18 protein-coding genes are annotated in these 20,367 nt (G+C 64.6%); 16 read left to right on the top strand and 2 right to left on the bottom strand.

All coding sequences use genetic code 11. The features are described 5' to 3' along the window. Nucleotides 1–5 precede the first annotated feature (5 nt). Together C0Z18_RS16815 and C0Z18_RS16810 are read right to left on the bottom strand one after the other, a co-directional pair. Nucleotides 6–1,052: an efflux RND transporter periplasmic adaptor subunit gene (locus tag C0Z18_RS16815; RefSeq protein ID WP_102646545.1), complete on the bottom strand. Its 1,047-nt coding sequence runs from the start codon at nucleotides 1,050–1,052 to the stop codon at nucleotides 6–8. A gap of 179 nt (nucleotides 1,053–1,231) precedes the next feature. Beyond that, the gene (locus C0Z18_RS16810; RefSeq protein ID WP_102646544.1) at nucleotides 1,232–2,452 is read right to left on the bottom strand and encodes a DUF5621 domain-containing protein; all 1,221 of its coding nucleotides are present in this window, start codon (nucleotides 2,450–2,452) and stop codon (nucleotides 1,232–1,234) included. 899 nt (nucleotides 2,453–3,351) lie between these two features. On the opposite strand from C0Z18_RS16810, the gene tssB reads away from it, so the two are divergent. The 16 genes from tssB to C0Z18_RS16730 all read left to right on the top strand — a co-directional run bounded on the left by tssB (nucleotide 3,352) and on the right by C0Z18_RS16730 (nucleotide 20,332). After that, nucleotides 3,352–3,891, top strand: coding sequence for a type VI secretion system contractile sheath small subunit (gene tssB, locus C0Z18_RS16805; RefSeq protein ID WP_102646543.1), 540 nt, complete (start codon nucleotides 3,352–3,354; stop codon nucleotides 3,889–3,891). 62 nt (nucleotides 3,892–3,953) lie between these two features. Next, nucleotides 3,954–5,447, top strand: coding sequence for a type VI secretion system contractile sheath large subunit (gene tssC, locus C0Z18_RS16800; protein ID WP_102646542.1), 1,494 nt, complete (start codon nucleotides 3,954–3,956; stop codon nucleotides 5,445–5,447). A gap of 78 nt (nucleotides 5,448–5,525) precedes the next feature. After that, on the top strand, nucleotides 5,526–6,014 hold the full coding sequence (locus C0Z18_RS16795) for an Hcp family type VI secretion system effector (RefSeq protein WP_102646541.1): 489 nt from the start codon (nucleotides 5,526–5,528) through the stop codon (nucleotides 6,012–6,014). A gap of 68 nt (nucleotides 6,015–6,082) precedes the next feature. After that, on the top strand, nucleotides 6,083–6,532 hold the full coding sequence (gene tssE / locus C0Z18_RS16790) for a type VI secretion system baseplate subunit TssE (protein WP_102646540.1): 450 nt from the start codon (nucleotides 6,083–6,085) through the stop codon (nucleotides 6,530–6,532). Nucleotides 6,533–6,537: 5 nt separating this feature from the next. Further along, nucleotides 6,538–8,301 carry a type VI secretion system baseplate subunit TssF gene (gene tssF / locus C0Z18_RS16785; protein WP_102646539.1) on the top strand — a complete coding sequence of 588 codons (1,764 nt, stop codon included), beginning with the start codon at nucleotides 6,538–6,540 and terminating at the stop codon, nucleotides 8,299–8,301. Next, on the top strand, nucleotides 8,256–9,326 hold the full coding sequence (gene tssG, locus C0Z18_RS16780; RefSeq protein ID WP_102646538.1) for a type VI secretion system baseplate subunit TssG: 1,071 nt from the start codon (nucleotides 8,256–8,258) through the stop codon (nucleotides 9,324–9,326). The genes tssF and tssG overlap by 46 nt, the downstream gene beginning before the upstream one ends. Nucleotides 9,327–9,336: 10 nt before the next feature. Continuing rightward, nucleotides 9,337–12,039: a type VI secretion system ATPase TssH gene (gene tssH / locus C0Z18_RS16775; protein ID WP_102646537.1), complete on the top strand. Its 2,703-nt coding sequence runs from the start codon at nucleotides 9,337–9,339 to the stop codon at nucleotides 12,037–12,039. A 1-nt stretch (nucleotide 12,040) separates the two neighbouring features. Beyond that, the gene (locus tag C0Z18_RS16770; protein WP_102646536.1) at nucleotides 12,041–13,966 is read left to right on the top strand and encodes a type VI secretion system Vgr family protein; all 1,926 of its coding nucleotides are present in this window, start codon (nucleotides 12,041–12,043) and stop codon (nucleotides 13,964–13,966) included. Nucleotides 13,967–13,996: 30 nt separating this feature from the next. Beyond that, nucleotides 13,997–14,725: a toxin-antitoxin system YwqK family antitoxin gene (locus C0Z18_RS16765; protein ID WP_146014024.1), complete on the top strand. Its 729-nt coding sequence runs from the start codon at nucleotides 13,997–13,999 to the stop codon at nucleotides 14,723–14,725. Nucleotides 14,726–14,728: 3 nt separating this feature from the next. Next, a complete protein-coding gene (locus C0Z18_RS16760; RefSeq protein WP_102646535.1) occupies nucleotides 14,729–15,115 on the top strand; it encodes a DUF4280 domain-containing protein in 387 nt (128 codons plus the stop codon). A 12-nt stretch (nucleotides 15,116–15,127) separates the two neighbouring features. Continuing rightward, nucleotides 15,128–15,352 carry a hypothetical protein gene (locus C0Z18_RS16755; protein ID WP_102646534.1) on the top strand — a complete coding sequence of 75 codons (225 nt, stop codon included), beginning with the start codon at nucleotides 15,128–15,130 and terminating at the stop codon, nucleotides 15,350–15,352. A 20-nt stretch (nucleotides 15,353–15,372) separates the two neighbouring features. Then, nucleotides 15,373–16,350 carry a substrate-binding periplasmic protein gene (locus tag C0Z18_RS16750; RefSeq protein WP_102646533.1) on the top strand — a complete coding sequence of 326 codons (978 nt, stop codon included), beginning with the start codon at nucleotides 15,373–15,375 and terminating at the stop codon, nucleotides 16,348–16,350. Nucleotides 16,351–16,380: 30 nt separating this feature from the next. Further along, entirely contained in the window at nucleotides 16,381–17,658 is a 1,278-nt protein-coding gene (locus C0Z18_RS16745) for a dicarboxylate/amino acid:cation symporter (protein WP_102646532.1), read from the top strand. A gap of 9 nt (nucleotides 17,659–17,667) precedes the next feature. Next, nucleotides 17,668–18,378 (top strand): cysteate racemase, encoded by a 711-nt coding sequence (gene cuyB, locus C0Z18_RS16740; RefSeq protein ID WP_102646531.1) that lies wholly within the window; start codon nucleotides 17,668–17,670, stop codon nucleotides 18,376–18,378. After that, a complete protein-coding gene (locus tag C0Z18_RS16735; RefSeq protein WP_102646530.1) occupies nucleotides 18,375–19,796 on the top strand; it encodes a dicarboxylate/amino acid:cation symporter in 1,422 nt (473 codons plus the stop codon). Before cuyB ends, C0Z18_RS16735 begins: the two co-directional genes overlap by 4 nt. Further along, on the top strand, nucleotides 19,793–20,332 hold the full coding sequence (locus tag C0Z18_RS16730; protein ID WP_233217344.1) for a hypothetical protein: 540 nt from the start codon (nucleotides 19,793–19,795) through the stop codon (nucleotides 20,330–20,332). Before C0Z18_RS16735 ends, C0Z18_RS16730 begins: the two co-directional genes overlap by 4 nt. Nucleotides 20,333–20,367: the final 35 nt, after the last annotated feature.

The raw sequence follows: 20,367 nt of genomic DNA, 5'->3' as shown, positions 1-20,367 counted from the left end.
GTGCGTCAGCGTTTGGCCGCGGCGAGCGGATCGAGGGCGATGCGCTCGCCGGCAGACAGCCCGGCCAACACTTCGACTTGATCGGCGCTCGTCTCGCCGAGCCGCACCTGGCGTAGCGTGACGCTGCCGTCGCCGGCCACGACATAGACGGCATCGACCTCCGTGCGGCGTATCACGGCCGAGCGCGGCACCATCAAACGCGCGTGCGGCGTGCCGACCGGGAAGTGCGCGCGCGCGAACATGCCCGGCCGTATCGCCTCGTCCGTCGCAGGGGGCAAGGCGAGACGAATCTTGATGGAGTCGCTCTGCGGATCGGCGAGCGGCAAGATCGTGACCGCGCTCGCCGTTTGCCAGCGCTGCGGCTCGGGCAAATCGGGCAACTCCACGCGTACGGCCGATTGGATGCGCAACGTCGCCGCGCGCGATTGCGGTACGGTCGCGACGGCCCGCAGCGCGCCCGGATCGAAGACGGTGACGAGCGGGGTGCCGGGCATCGCCATCGAGCCGAGCTCGACGTCCACGCGCGCGACGATGGCGGTGTAGGGCGCGGCGATGCTGTGCAACGTGGGTACGACGGCGGCCGCTCGGGTGTCGGCAAGGCGGGCGCTCGTCATGGCCGATGCCGCTTGGTAGCGCGCTTGCGCGCGCTCGAGCGCGGCCTGGCTCACGTACTTTCTAGCGAACAGCGTTTGGGTGCGCTCGAGTTCGCGCCTCGCAACGTCGAGTTCGGCTTGCGCTGCCGCGGCCTGCGCGCGCACGGCCGCTAGTTGCTGGTCCGCCGCACGCTGGTCCACCGCCAATAGCGGTTGGCCGGCACGCACGCGATCCCCCGCTTTGACGTACAGCGCGGTGACGCGCCCCGGGACCTGTGCCGCGATCTCGGTTTGTCGCGTCGATTCGATTACTGCATCGGAGACGAGTTCGTCATAGCGTTGCGCTGGAACGACGATACGCGTGGCGAGCTTATCCGCCTCGGCTCGAGCAGCGAGCGCCACGCCGAACGCCGCGGGCAAGAGCCACCACCAGTAGCGTATCGAGTGTCGTTTGTGCATTGTTCGGCAACCGTCGGCAGTCAAGATTCAAGCTCGCCGCTAATCGTTGCCGTGTCCGGCATAGCGGTACCTTTAGGTACCTTTATCTTGGCCGTACGGCGGCCGCCGCGGTTGACGCAAGTCAACGTATCGCGACGGCGGGTTGCCTCAACCGGCTTCGGGTCGATCGAGTTCGACGTTCAAACATACAGTCCCATGCCGGACATGCTCGCGGTGAGTTGCCGGACCGAAATGTCGACCGCTTGTGCGCCGCCGCCCCGAATCGGGAGCAACACGGTGGGAACCCCGCCGAGCCGAGTCGACTGAAAGCCGATGTCGATCAGCGACTGCTTCAAGGCCAAATGAAACTCGGCTTTCCGGTAGTCCTGAATGACCGCGCCCGTGTCGATCCCCTGGTTCTCGAATACCCATGCGTAAAGCGCGGGCAACATACGCTTGAATATGCGGCGATGGTGCTCGTTGATGAAAAATTCGGAGAATTTGACGTACTGATCGACCCGGTTGTTCAGGAAGTCCCGCGTCTTGCGTGCGCCTAACACGGCTTGTGAAAACCCCGGGCTCGTCTTTTTATATCCCGGCATCTTCGCGATCATTTTTGCATAGAGGTTGCACTGCTCCAGCCCGCTGTAATTGGGTGAAGGGGGGGCCGTGAAGCGCGTGCCGAAATGATCGAGAAACTTCCACGCAAGAAACCAGACCATTTGCGCGGATTCGCCCAAATCCTTTTTAACGGTCTTGTCGAGATTGACTTGGCCGCTGTGATTGCCCGGGAACGGAACGTATATCGCGTTCGTCGCGCCGTTGGTGAACGTGACCCGCTTGGCGTCTTGGGGCTTGAAGAAGCCCCGCGTCTCGTGCATCGATAGGACCGCTAAGTAATTCTTGACGTTGCCGCGGATCGTGCTGGCATCGTCGTCGCTCTTGTTACCGATGCCCGCGACCGGGTCCACCGCGAAGATGTTGACGGCAATGTCGGGAAAGATTTCGCGCAGCTTATAAGCAAGCTTCGTGCAAGTCACGGCGCCACGGCTCCAGCCGAGCATATTCACCGTTTTTGGCGGGGGATTGAGTTCCGCGATCGTCGCCACGGCGTGCATGACGTTATCGTCCCAGCCCGCCCCCGTCATTATCCCGGTGGCTTGCCAATTATGATGGGTGTGTCCCATCTCCTTGCTGCCGAAAAATGCCTTCTTTTGTTTGTCGCGCGTGAACGGGTTGAATTGCCCGGGTATCGCGCTTGTCGTCGGATTACTGCCGGGGCCGTCGCAGATGAGAAAGTCACGATATTCGACGCCAGCGGCCAGGCGTCCGAATTCGGCGACGATTTCTCCTTGCCCATCGCGGCTGGCGCATGTTCCGTGATTAAAAACGGTGAATACGGGAGATTGAAATGCAGGCATGAGGTATTCACCTTTGGATCTAAAAACGACGTGCTTTTTATTGCTGAAGATCCGGGCGCAGGCACATCGAACGCACCATGAAATCCCGCGCAGGATAGCAGCGAGGCCGAGCGCGTTGCAACGATGGTAAGCCCGACTGTAGGTGCCCGGCGCATCGGTCCGATGGCGATCTTTGGCGCAGAGAGTGTCATTGAGTTGAAATGGCTTGAAGGTAGCGAGCCGCGCTCGGGAACGATGGGAACGGTTTCATTTCCCGGCTCGGGATAGCGGGCCCGTAGCACGACTTTTTACTTTTCCTACGAAAAGCGCCGCTAGTCGGAGTGAGTTCGACGATGGAGCCCGGTCCGCACAACTAGGGTTTTCACGGAACGTTGCTTTCGCCGCGAGCGGCATAAATTTCACTCCGTTACTTAACAATTTGTGCTGGCGACTGAGTCCCAAATTTAAATGCGCGCGTGTCTGTTGGATACACCACACTTTTTAAGTTTTCTATGCTAGAGTCCGGCCTCAAAGACATCAGAACAGAAGTTTGCTAAGCGTGACGGACCACATCAGCTTTCCAACACAGGACCAACCCACGGATCTTCGAACGTCTACCGTTTGAGTAAGCCATTACGAGGTACGCGCAACGTCGGATGACGATCGCGCTTGCCTTTGCAGTGAATCGGTGTGCGGTCGGGGGGGCGTGCCGGTTCATCGCCACGGCTGGGAAGCGGTGCGATGCAACGGCCTATATGGCTAGCCTTCGCGTCCGCAGTCCTCCCGGCATCTTTAGGGGTGATTTTCGCTCCCCGTATCGAAGTACCCGCCCCCCTACGAATCCGAGTCATTTCATCGCGAAGTGTCATGCACGGCGCTATGTCGATCGCGTGTTTGTGTTTTTCAGTCCGGAGGGGACCATGTCCAATAGTTTGCAGAAGTGGGTCGGGCGCAATCGTCCGCCGCGCGTTCAGATCACCTATGACGTGGAGATCGGCGACGCCGTAGAAAAGCGCGAGCTGCCGCTCGTCGTCGGCTTGCTCGCCGATCTGTCGGGCCAGCCGGCCACGCCGCTGCCCAAGTTGAAAGAGCGGCGCTTCGTCGAGATCGATCGCGACAATTTCGACGAAATCATGGGTAAGGTCGCACCGCGTTTGGATCTGTCGGTGCCGGACACCATGAAGGGCGAAGGCAATCTGAAGGTCGAACTCAAGTTCAATCAGTTCTCCGATTTCCACCCCGAAAGCATCGTGCGTCAAGTGCCGCGCTTGGCCAAGCTGCTCGAAGCGCGCCAACAATTGCGCGACTTGCTCGGCAAGCTCGACGGCAACGACGAACTCGATTCGATCCTCGAGCGCATCGTGCAGAACTCCGAGGAATTGAAGAAGGTGCAGAGCGAGGCGAACGGCGGTGCTGCCGCCGGCGCGGAGCCGGCAGCCGAAGGCGCGCCGGCGGCGTGAGCGGCGCGACGCGGGCATGCGCCCGTCGTCGCTGATGCAACGAACTGACAAAGGACTATCTGATGGAAACGAATTCCGCCGTCGAATCGTCGGCCGCCGCAGCCACGACGACCGCAGACCTGAGCCTGCTCGACCGTATCGTGCTCGAGGGCAACATGGCCGTCGAACCTTCGCAAGGCGTCTATGCGAAAAAGCTGATCGGTCAGCTCGCCTCGCAGATTCTCGACGAAGGCATGCGCACGAGCCCGGACAAGGGCGTGGTGGCGATGATCAACGAGCGCGTCGCCGAAATCGACAAGCTGCTCACGGATCAACTGAACGCGATCATGCACGACGAGGCGTTCCAAGCGCTCGAAGCCTCGTGGACGGGGCTGCACGACATGGTCTACGGCACGGAGACGAGCACGCGGCTGAAGCTGCGTCTGCTCAACGTGACGAAGAAGGAACTGCTCAAGGACCTGGAAACCGCGGTCGATCACGACATGAGCGTGCTCTTCAAGAAAGTCTATGAAGAAGAATACGGCACGTTCGGCGGGTACCCGTACTCGCTCTTGATCGGCGATTACACGTTCGGCCGTCATCCGCAGGACATCGCGCTGCTCGAGCGCATCTCGAAGGTGGCCGCCGCCGCGCACGCGCCGTTCATCGCCGCGGCCGCGCCGAGCCTGTTCGATCTGAAGTCGTTCACCGAACTCGGCGTGACGCGCGATCTGTCGAAGATCTTCGAGAGCGCCGAACTCGCGACGTGGCGCAGCTTCCGCTCGTCGGAGGATTCGCGCTACGTGTCGCTCGTGCTGCCGAACTACGCCGCGCGCTTGCCGTACGGCGCGAAGACCAAGCCTGTCGAAACGTTCAGCTTCGAGGAAGACGTGGACGGTTCGGATCACAGCAAGTATCTGTGGGCGAATTCCGCTTACCAGATGGGCCTGCGCATCACCGACGCGTTTGCCAAGTACAGCTGGTCCACGGCCATTCGCGGCGTGGAAGGCGGCGGCAAGGTGGACGGCATCGCCGCCCATGCGTACAAGACGTCCGAAGGCGACGTGGTGCTCAAGTGCCCGACCGAAGTGACGATCACCGATCGGCGCGAGAAGGAATTGAGCGATCTGGGCTTCATCGCGCTCGTCAATTCGAAGGGGTCGAACTTCGCGGCCTTCTTCGGCGGCCAGACGACCAACAAGCCGGTGCTCTACAACAAGGACGAAGCCAATGCGAACGCGCAACTCTCCGCGCGCTTGCCGTATGTGTTGGCGGCGTCGCGTTTCGCGCACTACCTGAAGGTCATCATGCGCGACAAGGTGGGCAGCTTCCAGACGCGCGGCGGCATCGAAGCGTATCTGAACAACTGGATCTCCGATTACGTGCTGATCAACCCGTCGGCGTCGCAGGAGCAAAAGGCCCGCTTCCCGCTTGGCGAAGCACGCGTGGACGTGACGGAGGTGCCCGGCAAGCCCGGCTCCTATCGCGCGACGTGCTTCATCAAGCCGCACTTCCAAATGGAAGATCTGACGGCTTCGATCCGCCTCGTGGCCGATCTGCCGGCAGCGGCTGCCTAACGCTCGAGCGACCTATGAACGCGCGGCGCTCGCTCGAGCGCCGCGGCTTCTTCCGCCATTTATCGAATCGGATCAAACATGGATACAGTCATCCTGCAGTTCAAGGACATCAAGGGCAACTCGATGATCGACGGCTACGCCGACGGCATCATCCTGTACTCGTTCAGCCACAGCGTCAGCATGCCGATGAACTCGGACACGTCGAACACGGAACGCACGATGGGCCGTCCGACGTTCAGCGAGTTTTCGGTGACGAAGGCGACCGATCAAGCCACACCGGCGCTGTACGCGGCTTGCGCCGCCGGCACGAAGCTCGGCGATGCGACGATTTCGATCGGCCGCAACGAAGGCGGCAAATTCATGCTGCTGATGAAGTACGTGCTGACCAACGCCATGATCTCGCACATCAGCACGGGCGGCGGCAGCTCGGAAATGTCGGATTCGGTCACGATCCACTTCACCCAAATCACGTCGCAGTACACGCAGCAAAGCACCGACTCGACGAAGAAGGGTAACGCCTCGTTCGGCTGGGATCTCGCCGCGAACAAGGCGGCTAGCGCCTCGTAACCGAGGTGCGCGCGGTGCGCCGCCCACACGCGGCGCGCCGTGTCACCGATCGTTCCACGCGATTCGTTATGTCGACCCTTCGTCATGGCTATCCGATGCCGCTCTTCGAGCGGCTCGTCGAGGATACCGGCGCCTGGCTCGAGGGCGAGGGCGCGCTGCGGCAATCGGTGGCGCGCGAACTGTCACGCCTGCTCAACGCACGCTCGCGGCTGACGATGGCCGAGTTCGCGAAGAGCGAGTGCGGCGTGCTCGATTACGGCGTGCCCGATTTTTCCGAACGCTCGCTGCGTTCGGGCGCGGATCGCGATGCGATTTTGGCGGCGGTGCGGCGCGCGATCGCGCTCTTCGAGCCGCGGCTCGTCAACGTCGTAGTGAAGTTCGGCTTCAAGGACGAGCGTAGCCGCGACGCGGTGCTCATCGTCGAGGGTGACATTCGCGTGGAGCGATCGGTCGAACACGTGTTCTTCGAAATGGCGGCCGGCGCGGGCGATCCCCAAGACGACCTCGACGGATCTTGAGCGACATGGCGCCAGACGACATTCTTCAGTACTACAAGCGAGAGCTGTCCTACCTGCGCGTGCAGGGGGCCGACTTCGCGCAGCGCTACCCGAAGGTCGCCGCGCGTCTCGCCCTGCACGGAACGGAATCGCTCGACCCCCACACCGAGCGGCTGATCGAAGCCACCGCGTTTCTCGCGGCGCGCGTGCATCGCGATCTTGATCAAGCGTTTCCGCAGATCGCTTCGGCGCTGCTCGAGAACGTGTGCCCTTCGCTCGCGCAAAGCGTGCCGTCGATGACGGTCGCGCAGTTCGAACTCGATCCGACCCAGGGCAAAGTGACGGCGGGCTTTCGCGTGCCGCGCCATACGGGACTCTCCGCGCAGACCGAAGCGGGCGATGCGTGCCGCTTCCGCACCGCGTGGGAAACCGTGCTGTGGCCGCTCACGATCGCCGACGCGCGTTTCGGCGATGATTCGACGCTGCGCCTTCGCCTCGAGTGCGAGCCGGGCGTCGATTTTTCGGAGCTCGAGCTACGCACGCTGAGGCTGCATCTGCATGGAGACTGGATGGTGACGATGCCGCTGTACGAGTTGCTCGTCTCGGGCGTCGTCGGCGTGTCGCTCGCACCGGCCGGCGCGCCGCTCGTTCGGCTCTCGCAAGCGGCCTGGCGCGAAGTGGGATACGCCGAGGAAGACCGCGTGCTGCCGCAGCCGGCGCACGCACATCCGGCCTATGGGCTGTTGCAGGAGTATTTCGCGTTCGCCCGCAAGTTTCATTTCTTCGATTTGGATGTGCCGGCCGGCGCGTTCGGTAGCGGACGTAGTTGCGAAATCGTGCTGCATCTGGATCGCATGCCGCGCTCGCTCGCGCACCTCGGCGCGCAGCATTTCCGTCTCGGGTGCACGCCCGTGGTCAATCTGTTCGCACAGACGACCGAGCCGATCGCCGTGGATGGGCGCAGCTACGAGTACCGGCTCGTGGCCGAGCAAAAGCGCGAAGCGATCACCGAAGTGCATTCGATCGTCTCGGTCATCGCTTCCGATCCGGTTGCCGATCGCGCGATCGTGCTGCCGGGCTTCACGTCGGTCGATCGCATGGACGCCGATAGCGCGGCTCGGCCTTCGACGTTTTGGTTCGCGCGGCGCGAACATAGCGTGCGCGGCAATGTGCCCGGCGTCGATACGTACCTGAGTTTCGTCGACGCCAGCCACAATTTCGCGGCGCCCGCTTCGCCGATCGTCTACGCGAACGTGCTGTGCACGAACCGCCGGCTGGCCGAGCACGTGCCGGTCGGCGCTCGGATGCTGGTGGAGCGTGTGTCGCGCAACGCGCGCGTGCGATGTCTTTACGAGCCCACCGCGCAACGTGATCCGCCGCTCGGCAGCGAGACGCTTTGGCGGCTCGTGTCGGTGTTGACGCGTAACTATCACTCGCTCGTCAGCGGGCCGGGCGGCCGGCGCGAGTTGCAGGAGATGCTGATGTTGTTCGCCTCCGATGCGCTGCGCGAACAAGATCAGATCCGCGGCATCAGCCGCATCGGGGCCCGGCACGTGACGGCGCATGTCGGGACCGACGCTTGGCGCGGCTATTGCCGCGGTACCGAGGTGAACGTCGAGTTCGATGCCGACGCGTTCGTGGGCGGCTCGCCACTGCTCATGGCCGCGGTGCTCGCGCGTTTCTTCGCGATGTGCACCTCGGTCAACTCTTTTGTCCGGCTCGTGGTTTGCCGTGGAGATGAGATATGGAAGCAATGGGAACCGATGACCGGTTGCCAGCAACTGCTCTGATCGCCCGGCTCCTCGCGCATCCGCACGATTTCGATCTGTTCCAGGCGATTCATCTGCTGGAGCGTACGCAATCGTGGGCGCGGCCCGTCGGAACGGGCGATGGGACCGACGAGGCCGTGCGCTTCGCCGGCCACGTCTCGCTCGCGTTCGAGCCGAGCGACATTCGCGCCGTGCGCGCGCAGACGCCGCAGCCCGAACGTACGACCTACACCGTGAGCAGCGCGGCGATGACACTGGCCGGGGCGAACGGGCCGTTGCCGTTGCCGTTCACGGAATGGCTGCTCGCGCGGCGCGCTGCGCGCGAGACGGCGATGTCGGATTTTCTCGACATTTTCAATCACCGCTTTCTTTCGTTCCTGTATCGAAGCCGGCAAAAGCATGCGCCGGGGCTCAACGGACGCGCGCCCGACGACGCGGCGCTGACCGCATGCCTCGACGCGCTCGGCAATTTGGGGCTGCGCGCGGGCGAGCGCGGACCCGGCGGCGCCCGGCGCTGGCTGCGTCACGCCGGCCTGTTCGGCGCCGCGCCGCGTTCGATGGCCGGCTTGTTGGCGATGCTGTCGGATCGCCTCGGCGTGGCGGCGCGCGGCGGTCAATTCATCGGCGGCTGGCGCGAGCTCGACGCGCGCGATTCGGTGCGCTTATCGGGCCTGGCTCGCGGTGCGTCGCGCTTGAACGGCAGAGCGGTGGTAGGACGCCGCTGCTGGGATCAAGCGGCCGGCATCCGCATCGAATTCGTCGATCTGCCGGCGGACCGGTTCGAAGCGCTGTTACCCGGCGGCAAGTTGCACGAGTTGACCGCATGGCTCGTGCAGTCGTATTTGGAACAGGATCTGGACGTACACGTCGTGCTGCGGCCCGCGCCGGGGCCGGCGGCTTGCGCGGTCGGCGGCGCGGGCGCGGCGCGTTTGGGCTGGACGTCTTGGCTCGGCGCGCAGCGTGCCGCGAACGCCGAGCGCGCGCCGGCACGACTCACCCTGCGCATGACGCCGAGCGCGGCGGCATGGCGCACATCGAACGCATAACCGAGCGACTATGGAAATCGACATCCGCACTTTGGTCAGCAGGCTCGATCCGGCATGCAAGCACGCGATGGAGCTTGCGGCGCAGCTATGCGTGCGGCAAACGCACTATAGCGTCGATGTCGAGCACTTCTTGCTGCAACTGCTTGAATCGGATGCCCCCGATCTTCGCGTCATCCTCGAGCATTTCGAGGTGGCTTCGGCGGACGTGTGCGCGCAGCTTCAAAAAGCCGTGGATCAGTTCAAGCGCGGCAACGGCCGCACGCCGGCGCTGTCGCCGAACTTTTCCCGCCTGTTCCAAGAAGCTTGGCTATTGAGTTCGATGCTGCTCGGCCAGCAGCAGATTCGCTCGGGTACGGTGCTGCTTGCCTTGCTCGAAGAGGACTCGCTGCGCGGGATGTTGATCGATTCCGCGCCTTCGCTGTTGAAGATTCCGCGGGCGACGTTGCGCGAATCGCTGGCGGCGGTGCTGGCTGCGTCGAACGAAGACGGCGGGCCGGCCGCCGCGGCCGCGGCGGGCACGGCGGCGGGCGCCTCGGCGCCGGGCCAAGGGCCGGTGCCCGCGATGCCCACCGCCGCCGGCTCGAGGCCTGGCGGCTCGGCGCTCGAACAGTACACGGTCGATCTCACGGAGCTGGCGCGCGAAGGCGCGATCGATCCGATCTGCGGTCGCGATCTGGAAATCCGGCAACTGATCGACGTCCTGTTGCGGCGGCGCCAGAACAATCCGATCCTGACGGGCGAGGCCGGCGTGGGTAAGACCGCGGTCGTCGAGGGCTTCGCGCAGCGCATCGTCCACGGGCAAGTGCCGCCCGCATTGCTGAACGTCACCGTGCGCTCGCTCGATCTCGCGCTCTTGCAAGCCGGTGCGGGCGTGAAGGGCGAATTCGAGAATCGGCTGAAGTCGGTCATTGCCGAAGTGAAAGCGTCGCCGGTCCCGGTGATTTTGTTCATCGACGAAGCGCATCAACTGATCGGCGCGGGCGGCAGCGAAGGCCAGGGCGATGCGGCCAATCTGCTCAAGCCCGCGCTTGCCCGCGGCGAGCTGCGCACGATCGCGGCCACCACGTGGGCCGAGTACAAGAAGTACGTCGAACGCGACCCGGCGCTTGCGCGCCGTTTCCAAGTCGTCAAGGTCGACGAGCCGAGCGAGGCGGTCGCCATCGAAATGCTGCGCGGGATGGTACCCAAGCTCGCGCATCATCACGGCGTGGAGATCGTCGACGAGGCGGTGCGCGACGCGGTCAAGCTCTCGCATCGATACATCTCGGGGCGCCAGTTGCCCGATAAGGCGATCAGCGTGCTCGACACGGCGTGCGCGCGCGTGGCCATCGGGCAAAGCGGCGTGCCGCAGGATATCGAAGCGCTCGGCCGCGCCCTCGAATCGGGCGAGAACCAGTTACGCATCTTGCGTCACGAGGCGGCGACGGGCGCCGATCATGCCGATGCGATCGCGGCGTTGACCAAGCAGCTCGACGAGCAGCGCACGAAGCACGCGCGCCTCACGGAAAAGCTCGCCACGGAGCAGCGCGCCGTGGAAGAGATTCTGGCTTGGCGGCGCAAGATCGCGCGTCAAGTGGAGACGCCTGAGCCGTGCGAGGAGGGCGAGGACGCGCAGTCGCTATTGGCCAATCTCGGGCGCCTCGAAAAAGGCCTCGAGGCGGTGCAAAACGATGAGCCGATGGTGCCCGTCTACGTCGATTCGGCCATGGTCGCCGAGGTGATCTCGGGCTGGACCGGTATTCCCGTCGGCCGCATGTTGGCCGACGAACTGCATACGGTGCTCTATCTGCACGACAAGCTCGCCGAACGCGTCGTCGGTCAAGACGAGGCGCTCGACGCGATCGCCCGCCGCGTGCGCACGTTCCGCGCCGATCTCGACGATCCGGGCAAGCCGGTGGGCGTGTTCCTGCTCGTCGGCCCGAGCGGCGTCGGCAAGACCGAGACGGCCGCCGCCTTGGCGGACACGCTCTACGGCGGCGAGCGCAACATGATTACGGTGAACATGTCGGAGTTCCAGGAGGCGCACAGCGTCTCGGGACTCAAAGGCGCGCCGCCCGGCTACGTCGGCTACGGGCGCGGCGGTGTGCTGACCGAAGCGGTGCGCCGCCGTCCTTATAGCGTCGTGCTGCTCGACGAAATGGAGAAGGCCCATCCGGACGTGCTCGAGTTGTTCTTCCAAGTATTCGACAAAGGCGTGATGGAAGACGGCGAGGGCGTGCCGATCGACTTCAAGAACACGTTGATCTTGCTGACCTCGAACGCGGCGCAGGAGATCATTACCGAGGCGAGCCAAGGCGGGCGCCGGCCGCCGCCCGAGGAGTTGATCGAACGGTTGCGGCCGGCGTTGCTGCGCCAGTTCAGCCCGGCTTTCCTGGGCCGCCTCGTGCTCGTGCCGTATTACCACCTCGGCGACGCGCAGATCGCGGCGATCGTCAATTTGAAGCTGAACCGGCTTGCGGAACGCTTCGCGCGCAACCATCACGCCGAACTCACGTGGGACGACGAATTCGCGCGCGTGATCACCGAGCGTTGCAAGGAGGTGGACAGCGGCGCGCGCAACGTCGACCACATCCTCACGCAAATCGTGCTGCCCGAGTTGGCGCGCGAGGTGCTCGAGCGCATCTCGGTGGCGGAAACGTTCGACGCCGTGCATCTGGCGTTTACGCCGACGGGCAGCCTCGCGTTCAGTTTCACCGCGGGGGACGGAGCCTGATATGCCGCAAGCGACGACGGTTCAGTCCGGCAGCTTTCTTTCGGTGACCACGCCGTTCGGCGCGGACGTGCTGTTGCTCGAGGGTTTTTCGGGCCGCGAGGCGATCTCCGAGCCGTTTCATTTTGAGTTGCGCATGCGCTCGACCAACACGGCGCTCGCGCCGGCGTCGATCGTCGGCCAAAGCGTGACCGTGACGCTGCAAACGCAGGGCGGGACGGCCCGCTATTTCAATGGGATCGTCACGCGCTTTGCCCAAGTGGGAGCGGACGCGGCTAACGGCTACTACTCGGCGGCGCTCGCGCCGCGTTTGTGGCTCGCGACGCTCGGCAGCGACCGCACGATCTATCAGAACAAGAGCGCGCTCGATATCGTGGAGCAGGTGTTGACGGGCCTCGGCGTGACGGTGAAGAAGAGCACGACGGGTACCTACGCCGTGCGCGAGTACTGCGTGCAGTACGACGAGAGCCCGTTCCAGTTCATCTCGCGGCTGATGGAGGAGGAGGGCATCTTCTACTTCTTCACGTTCGCCAACGGCAGCCACACGATGGTGCTGGCCGATAGCCCCTCGGCGCACGAGCCGACAGCCAATGCCTCGAAGCTGTGGTTCTCCAGCGATTCGGTGGCGCATAGTCCGGCGGAGCGCGTGAGCGCCTTCGAACTCGTGACCGGGCTGACCGAGCGCACGCACATCGTGGCCGATTACGACTTCACGCAGGCCGCCGTTTCGACGGCGACGTCGGATGCCTCGGGCGGGACGACGAACGGCACGCGTTATACGTTTCCGGGCCGTTATGCGCAGGCATCCGACAGCACCCGTACGGCCGATTTGCGGCTGGCGGCCCAGCAAGTCGGTCAGCAAACGGGCAGGGGCGCGAGCGTGTGCTTCGCGCTGACGGCCGGCTCGAGCTTCACGCTCGGCGGTCACGCCAATAGCGCGGCGAACGCGAACTACATCGTGCGCGCCGTCGAACACAGCGCGACGAACGACCAGTACAGCAACGAATTCGTGGTGTTTCCCTCGTCGGTCCCGTTCCGTCCGCCGCTCGTCACGCCGCGGCCCGTCGTGGCCGGTAACCATACGGCGACGGTCAGCGGCTCGTCGGGCGAGGAAATCTGGACGGACGCCTATGGGCGAATCAAGGTCAAGTTCCATTGGGACCGATCGACCACCGAGCACGAAAACACCTCGTGCTGGGTGCGCGTCGCCCAAACCGTGGCGGGCAACGGCTGGGGACACTTCTTCCTGCCGCGCGTCGGTCAAGAGGTGATCGTGAGTTACGTCGACGGCGATCCCGATCGTCCGCTCGTAACCGGCTGCGTGTACAACCATTCGAACACGCTGCCCTACGAGATGCCGTCGATGCAAACGCGCAGCACGATCATGTCGCGTTCGTCCAAGAGCGGCACCGCGGGTAACGAAATCCGGATGGAGGACAAAACCGGCAGCGAGGAGTTGTATCTGCATGCGCAGAAAGACATGAACGTGTCGATCGAAAACGCGCTGGCCACGACCGTCATCTCGGGCAACGAGACGCATACGGTGCAAAAGGGCGACCGCACCGTGGACGTGCAGACGGGCAAGGAAACGCACACGGTCAAAGGCACGCGCTCGCTCGACGTGACGGGCGATGAAACGCACACGAACCATGCGAAATTCACGCACGACGTCACGGGCGATTACACGCTCAAGGTCAGCGGGAATTTGACGATCGACGTGAGCGGTTCGATCACGTTCAAATCGGGGACGTCGCTCTCCTCGAAGGCCGGGACGTCGCTCTCGAACGAGGCGGGGACCACGCTCGAAAACAAGGCCGGCACGACCCTCTCGCTCCAAGGGCTCGAAGTGCAGGGCAAGGCATCGGCGACGGCGACGATCGACGGCGGCGGGATGCTGGCCCTGAAGGGCGGCCTCGTGAAGTTGAATTGACCGCGCCCACATCGTCCGAAAGATACCGCCATGTCCGATCTCGAGCCTAAGCGCCTGCCTGCCTCTGCCGACACCCCGCCGGGGGAGCAGGCTCGTGTCGTCATCGAGCAGCGCGATGCGAACGGCGCGGTCGTCGGACGCGATGCGCTCTCGAATGGCGTGGCGCATGGCCCGATGATGCGCTGCACGCCGCGAGGCGAACCCACGTTCGAGGCGCAGTATGCGCACGGTGCGCTGTCGGGGCCGATGCGCGCGTACGATCCACCGGGCGTGCTCGTGAAAGAAGCGCACTACGCGCAGGGCAAAGAGCATGGCGTGACCACGCTCTATCAGGACGGGCGCGTGGCCGCGCGGCAGCGCTACGTGGCGGGCGTGCTGCAAGGCGAGAGCGTGTCGTATGCCCCATCGGGCCAGGTGACGGCGCGGTTGCCTTACGAGGCGGGCAAGCTCGAAGGCGAGGCGCTCTATTTGCACGAAGGCGTCGTGGTGCGGCGCGCGCGATACCGCGCAGGGGCGCTCGAGGGCGAGACGCGCGAGTACGCCGCCGACGGCACGCTGGTGCAGAGCCTGCCGTATCACGCCGGCTTGCTGCACGGGACGGCGCGGCGCTTCGATCCGGACGGCCGCGTAATGGCCGAGCGCCGCTACGTGAGCGGCAAGCCGCAAGAGGCGTGGCGCGATATCGATACGCCCGTCGCCGGTCAAGCGGCGGGCTTGCCGAAGATCGTGTCGAACTTCGAGAAATGGGTGAAGGGCTGATCGATGGGCATCTTGGTTACCACGGGCACCATGCTGCAATGTAGCTTCGGCGTGGCGCCCTCGTCGTTGAACGTCTTGCCGACGCCGTGCGTCATGGCGGGCGCGCCCGCCGCGACCATCATGGACAACGCGCCCATGGTGAACGTCATGCCGTTCGGCATGTGCAATTGCCCGGCGAACCCGATGGTCGCGGCGGCGACCGCGGCGGCACTGGGCGTGTTGACGCCGATGCCGTGCGTACCGGCCACGGCGGCGCCGTGGGCGCCCGGTTCGCCGACCGTGCTGATCGGCTCAATGCCGGCGCTGCAAAACGATTCGAAATTGATGTGCAACTGGGGCGGCGTGATCCAGATCGTCGCGCCGGCGCAATTCACCACCATGGTTCCCTGAGGACGCGCTGCGATGCCTTACGTTTTTTCCATGACGACACGGATGGCGACGATCGCGGCTTGCTGCGTGTTGCTGCTGTGCGTGTTGCTGTTCCTGCTCGGCGTCGAGATCGGTGCGCGCTATGTCGCGCCCGCCCAAGCGGCGAGCACGCCGGCCGCGAGCGAAACCGCGCCCGCGCCCGTGCCCGCGAGCCCCGATGCCGCCGCGTCGGCCGTCCCTGCTTCCAACGCTTCTTGAAAACGCAACCGGTAATTGCTATGCCTACGCTTCACTTTTCGGGTCCCGCCTCTCGCCGGCCTTTGACGATCCCGCTCGCGGGCCGCATCGCCGCCGCCGCTCTTTCGACGCTCCTCGCGCTGTTCGTCCTTCTCGCCGGGACGAACGCCGCGAATGCCGCCAGTGCCGCTCCCTCTCCGGCGCCCGCCGCCGCGCCTGCGGCCGCGGCCAGCGCGCCGATGGCGATGACCGCGACGGGGCTCGTGCGCATGCCCGACGGCCGCCTGCTTGCCCCCGAGTTCGCCCGCATCGTGAGCCGAGGCGAGCTCGTCGTAGCGATGCTCGGCGTGGACCAGCCGCCGTTCTTCGAGACGCGCAACGGCCGCCTGCAAGGCATCGACGTCGACATCGCGGATGAACTTGCCGCGAAACTCGGCGTCAGGGTGCGCTTCAATCGCGAGGCGAAAACGTTCGACGGCGTCGTCGCGCAACTCGCGAACGGCGATGCCGATCTGGCGGTCAGCAAACTCTCGCGCACGCTGGCGCGAGCCGAACTCATCAGCTTCAGCACGCCGTATGTTCGCTTGCACCGCGCGTTGCTGCTCAACCGGTTGAACTTCGCGCAAGTGGCCCACGGCCGCCCGGCGCCCGAAGTCATTCGCTCGTACGACAGCACGATCGGCGTGGTGATGAATTCGTCGTATTCGCAGTATGTGCAGACCAACTTCCCGAATGCGAAGGTCAAGGCCTATCCGAGTTGGGACGCGCTGCTCGGCGCGCTCGACAAGGGCGAGGTGACGGCCGCGTACCGTGACGAATTCGAAGTCAAGCACGTGCTCAAGAGCGATCCGACGGCCTCGCTGAAGTTGCGCGTGGTGACGCTGGACGATCTCGAGGACGCGATCGCGATCGGGGTGAACGTATCTAACCCGGCGCTACTTGCGTTCGTCAATCAATTCCTCGGCGAGCGCAGTAAGAAACTCGATGTGAAGACGCTTTTGCAAGCCACCGATAACTAAAACGATAAGGCGCATTTCGGAGACCGAACGATGAATTCGAACAAACTGTACGCCCTCGCGGTGAATCCATGGATGGTGATCGGCAGCCTCGCGATCGGTAGCGCGTTCGGCCTGTTGCTGCCGATGATGGCGCAACGCCTGGAGGTGATCGGCGACCTGTACGTCAACTTGCTGAAGATGACGACCCTGCCGTTCATGGTGTCCGCCGTGATTTTCAGCCTGCAGCGCTTGTTTCGCGACGGCGGGACCTCACGCTTGCTGCTGCGCGTTTTGATCGTGATCCTCGGCGCCTCTGCGACCGTCGCGGTGATCGGTGCCATCGTGCTGCTCACGATGCGCCCCGGCTCGAACTTATCCACCGCGACGATGCAGACGTTCGGCGCGATGGTCGGCAGCGACGCCTCGGGCACGAACGAAACCGTCATGAGCCTGTACGGCGCCGATACCGTGCCGAAGACGATCGGTTTCACCGACATGCTGAAAAGCCTCGTGCCGAGCAATATCTTCGCGGCGCTCGCGAGCGGCGACGCACTGAAGGCGCTCGTGTTCGCGCTGCTCTTCGGGCTGGCCGTCGGCCGCGTGCCCGAACGGATCTCGGTGGGTTTGAGTCAAGCGCTCGAGACGGTCTACCATGCTTGCCAAAAGCTGATGCACTGGCTCAGCTATCCGCTGCCGCTCATTTTGTTCTGCATGAGCGCGGCGCAACTGGGCAAGTCGGGCGTGGGGCCGCTGCATGCGATGCTTCAGTTCGTGGTCGCGTTCTTCGTCGTCGCGATATTGCTGCTCGTGCTGGCGGCCGCGATCATTTGGAAACGCTCGACCCATTCGCTCGCCGGCACGCTCGATGCCTTGCGTGCGCCGTTCGCACTCGCGCTCGCGACGCGCAACAGCGCGGCCTGCATGCCGAGCATGATCGAAAGCTTGGCCGACCGCCTCGGCTTCGCGCGTGCGCGCGTCGAACTCATGGTGCCGCTGACCGTGTCGCTGCTACGGGTCGGCCCCATGGTCTACTACGTCTGCGCGACGCTGTTCATCGCGCAGCTTTACGGGCGCCACTTGGGGGTAGCCGAAGTCAGCACCGTCTTGCTCGCGTCGATCCTCGCGGGGTTCGCCTCGGCGGGCATGACCGGGCTCGTGACGGTCTCGCTGATCGGCATGACCTGCGTCTACCTGAACCTTCCGTTCGAGGCGGCTTTCATCCTGTTCCTCGCGGTCGATCCGCTGTGCGACATGCTGCGCACGCTGATCCTCGTCATCGGTAATACGGCGGCCGTGTCGATCATTTGCCCCCGGCCGCTGAAGCTCTAGGACCTCGCCATGGCGCTAATTGGCATCCTGGGCGGCATGGGGCCGCTTGCCACCGTCGATTTCATGGAACAGGTGATCGCGTTGACGAGCTCCGCGGGCGCGTCGTGCGATCAGCAGCATCTCGAGTTGCTGGTCGCGCACCTCACGCATATCCCGGACCGGTCCGAAGCGCTGCTCGGCAACGGCGAGAGCCCGTTGCCCGGGCTGCTGCGCGGTATCGATATGCTCAACCGCAACGAGGTCGAGCTGATCGTCATTCCATGCAACTCGGCGCATCACTGGTACGACGCGATGCGCACGCATAGCAAAGCGCCGATCATTCATATCGCCGAAGCAAGCGTGGCGGCGCTGCCGCCGGGCGTGTCGCGCGTGGCGGTACTCGCAACGGGCGGCACGTACCATTGCGGGCTCTATCAGCGCATGTTGCTCGCGCGGGGCCTCGAACCGGTCGAACCCGATAGCGCGACCCAGCAGCATATCGATGCCTGTATCCGCGAAGTCAAAGCGGGCCGTCTCGATGCATCCGCCTTGCATCTCGCGCTTGCCCTCGATTGGCTGCTGGCGCAGGGCGCGCAGGCGGTCGTGCTGGGATGCACGGAGTTGCCGCTCGCGGCCCGGGAGATGACCGTGCCGTCGATTCCGATCGTCGACAGCACGCTCGAATTGGCGCGCGCGACCGTCTCGTACGGCCTCGAGCGCGGCTGGAATTGCCCACGATGAACGCGCTGAGACAACTGCCCAATTCCGCGCCGGTGCTGCTGCTGTGCATCGTGCTCGGCTGCATCGCCGGCGCCTTCGTGGAGCCGGTGGGCGCGGCCGCCTATGCCATCGGCCAGGTCTATATTTCGCTCGTCACGATGGCGGCCGTGCCGCTGCTCGTCGTAGCGATGTTTTTCGGGCTGCGTCAGTTGCTGGCGCTGCCGCGCCCCGGCCTGCGGATCGGCACGATGCTGATGATGGCGATCGCGCTCGTTGCCTTGGGCGGTGCCGCCGGCACGGTGGCGGGCGTGCTGACGGCGCCGGGTCTGCACTTGCCGGCGGCCGCGCACGCGCAACTCGGCCGGCTGATTCTGGCGAGCGGGGGCAACGCGGGCGAAGTGAGCATGACGTTGTTCTCGCAGGGCGCAGCGGCGGCGAGCGACGGCGCCTTCGCGCTGACGGACGTCGTTCCCGACAACTTCTTCGGCGCGCTCGCGAACGGCCGGGCGCTCGGCATTCTCACCTGCACGATCCTCTTCGGCATGGCCTTCGCGGCGCTCTCGAGCGAGCAGACCAAAGTGCTGAACGGGATTTTCGAAAGCGTCTATCGCGCGCTCGAGGCGCTCATCGACTACGCGAATCTGTTGTTGCCCGTGCTCGTGTTCGGTACGGCGGCGCATTTGGTCGCGCATACGCCGCGCGAAATACTGTCGGCGATGAGCGGATTCATTTCCGTTTTTCTCGTGTCGGCACTGGGACTGTCGTGCATCGCGGTGGCCGCGATCGCCATACGCACGCGCGTGTCGTTCGGGCGAGCGCTTACCTGCTTGCGCGCCCCCATGCTGGTTAGCTTTACCTCGGGCACGGCCACCGCGGCGATCCCGCATACGATCGAGGCGATGAGCGCGAAGCTCGGTTGCAGCCGGGGCGTGGCGGAACTCGTGGTGCCGTTCGGCGCGGTATTCGTGCGTGCCGGCTCCGCGCTGTATTTCGCTTTGGTCACTTCGTTCGTGGCGAACCTTTATGCGCATTCGCTCGACGTCGCGGACTATGCGATGATCGGCGCCGCCGCCACCCTCGCCGCGTTCGCTTCGGCCGGGCGTAACGGGGCGGGGGGCATTGCCGCGGCGGGGATCGCGCTGTCGTTGCTGCGCCTGCCGACCGAGGCTGCCTTGGTGCTGTTCGTGGCGATCGATTTGGTTTGCGACGGGCCGCGCAATTTGCTGAGCCTGCTGTCGACCTGCACGGTGGTCGCGCTGGTGTCGGCGGGCTTGCAGGCCGAGCGTGCCCCCGCATCGGCGCAATCGACGACGCCTTATGGCGAATCCGCGTTGGTACGCCTAGCATTTACGCGAGCGCAGCTCGCCTTGGTGGCCGGGTGCGCGATCGTGGCGGCTTCTCTGATCGTAATCATGGGTATAGGAGTGGGAGCAAGATGACGGACTGGCGACGCCGTGCGCGGCGGCTTCTCTTCGAGCGTGGCGATGCACCGCTTGGCGGCAACGCGCGCCCGCGGCGCTGGGGTGCCGGGTTCTTGGCCGCCTTGTGCTTCGTGGGTCTTGCCGGCTGTTCGATGCTGTTCCCGTCGGGCGACAAGGTGAAGTGGGACGAGCTGACCCTTGCTGCGAGCGACGATGCGAACAACGATAGTCCGGTCGCCGTCGACGTCGTGTTCGTCACCGATAAGGCCTTGCTCGAACGCATCGCCGAGCTGCCCGCTTCGAAATGGTTTTCCGTGCGCGGCGATCTGACCGGCACGTTCCCGAATGCGCTGCGCTATCAAAGTTGGGAGCTCGTGCCGGGGCAGCGCCTCGTGGTACAGAAAGACAAGCTGCGCGGGCCGCGCGTGGCCGGCGTGTTCGTGTTCGCGGACTATCCGGGACCGGGTGCCCATCGCGTCCGAGTCGAGCGTTTCGATGGCCGGCTCGTCGTGCAACTCGGCGAGAACGCCTTTACCGTTTCGAGTGTGAAATGACAGAGCTTTGCTGTGCTTCCGATTCCCGGCGCGCC

It is taken from the genome of Trinickia dabaoshanensis (assembly GCF_002879885.1).
GTDB lineage: Bacteria > Pseudomonadota > Gammaproteobacteria > Burkholderiales > Burkholderiaceae > Trinickia > Trinickia dabaoshanensis.
The sequence above is the reverse complement of the archived record's forward strand: the minus strand, read 5'-3'. Positions and strand labels throughout refer to the sequence as shown.

Excerpts from the sequence above, each read along its gene's own strand:
- C0Z18_RS16815 (WP_102646545.1), bottom strand. The coding sequence starts at position 1,052 with ATGCACAAACGACACTCGATACGCTACTGGTGGTGGCTCTTGCCCGCG.
- C0Z18_RS16810 (WP_102646544.1), bottom strand. The coding sequence starts at position 2,452 with ATGCCTGCATTTCAATCTCCCGTATTCACCGTTTTTAATCACGGAACA.
- tssB (WP_102646543.1), top strand. The coding sequence starts at position 3,352 with ATGTCCAATAGTTTGCAGAAGTGGGTCGGGCGCAATCGTCCGCCGCGC.
- tssC (WP_102646542.1), top strand. The coding sequence starts at position 3,954 with ATGGAAACGAATTCCGCCGTCGAATCGTCGGCCGCCGCAGCCACGACG.
- C0Z18_RS16795 (WP_102646541.1), top strand. The coding sequence starts at position 5,526 with ATGGATACAGTCATCCTGCAGTTCAAGGACATCAAGGGCAACTCGATG.
- tssE (WP_102646540.1), top strand. The coding sequence starts at position 6,083 with ATGTCGACCCTTCGTCATGGCTATCCGATGCCGCTCTTCGAGCGGCTC.
- tssF (WP_102646539.1), top strand. The coding sequence starts at position 6,538 with ATGGCGCCAGACGACATTCTTCAGTACTACAAGCGAGAGCTGTCCTAC.
- tssG (WP_102646538.1), top strand. The coding sequence starts at position 8,256 with ATGGAAGCAATGGGAACCGATGACCGGTTGCCAGCAACTGCTCTGATC.
- tssH (WP_102646537.1), top strand. The coding sequence starts at position 9,337 with ATGGAAATCGACATCCGCACTTTGGTCAGCAGGCTCGATCCGGCATGC.
- C0Z18_RS16770 (WP_102646536.1), top strand. The coding sequence starts at position 12,041 with ATGCCGCAAGCGACGACGGTTCAGTCCGGCAGCTTTCTTTCGGTGACC.
- C0Z18_RS16765 (WP_146014024.1), top strand. The coding sequence starts at position 13,997 with ATGTCCGATCTCGAGCCTAAGCGCCTGCCTGCCTCTGCCGACACCCCG.
- C0Z18_RS16760 (WP_102646535.1), top strand. The coding sequence starts at position 14,729 with ATGGGCATCTTGGTTACCACGGGCACCATGCTGCAATGTAGCTTCGGC.
- C0Z18_RS16755 (WP_102646534.1), top strand. The coding sequence starts at position 15,128 with ATGCCTTACGTTTTTTCCATGACGACACGGATGGCGACGATCGCGGCT.
- C0Z18_RS16750 (WP_102646533.1), top strand. The coding sequence starts at position 15,373 with ATGCCTACGCTTCACTTTTCGGGTCCCGCCTCTCGCCGGCCTTTGACG.
- C0Z18_RS16745 (WP_102646532.1), top strand. The coding sequence starts at position 16,381 with ATGAATTCGAACAAACTGTACGCCCTCGCGGTGAATCCATGGATGGTG.
- cuyB (WP_102646531.1), top strand. The coding sequence starts at position 17,668 with ATGGCGCTAATTGGCATCCTGGGCGGCATGGGGCCGCTTGCCACCGTC.
- C0Z18_RS16735 (WP_102646530.1), top strand. The coding sequence starts at position 18,375 with ATGAACGCGCTGAGACAACTGCCCAATTCCGCGCCGGTGCTGCTGCTG.
- C0Z18_RS16730 (WP_233217344.1), top strand. The coding sequence starts at position 19,793 with ATGACGGACTGGCGACGCCGTGCGCGGCGGCTTCTCTTCGAGCGTGGC.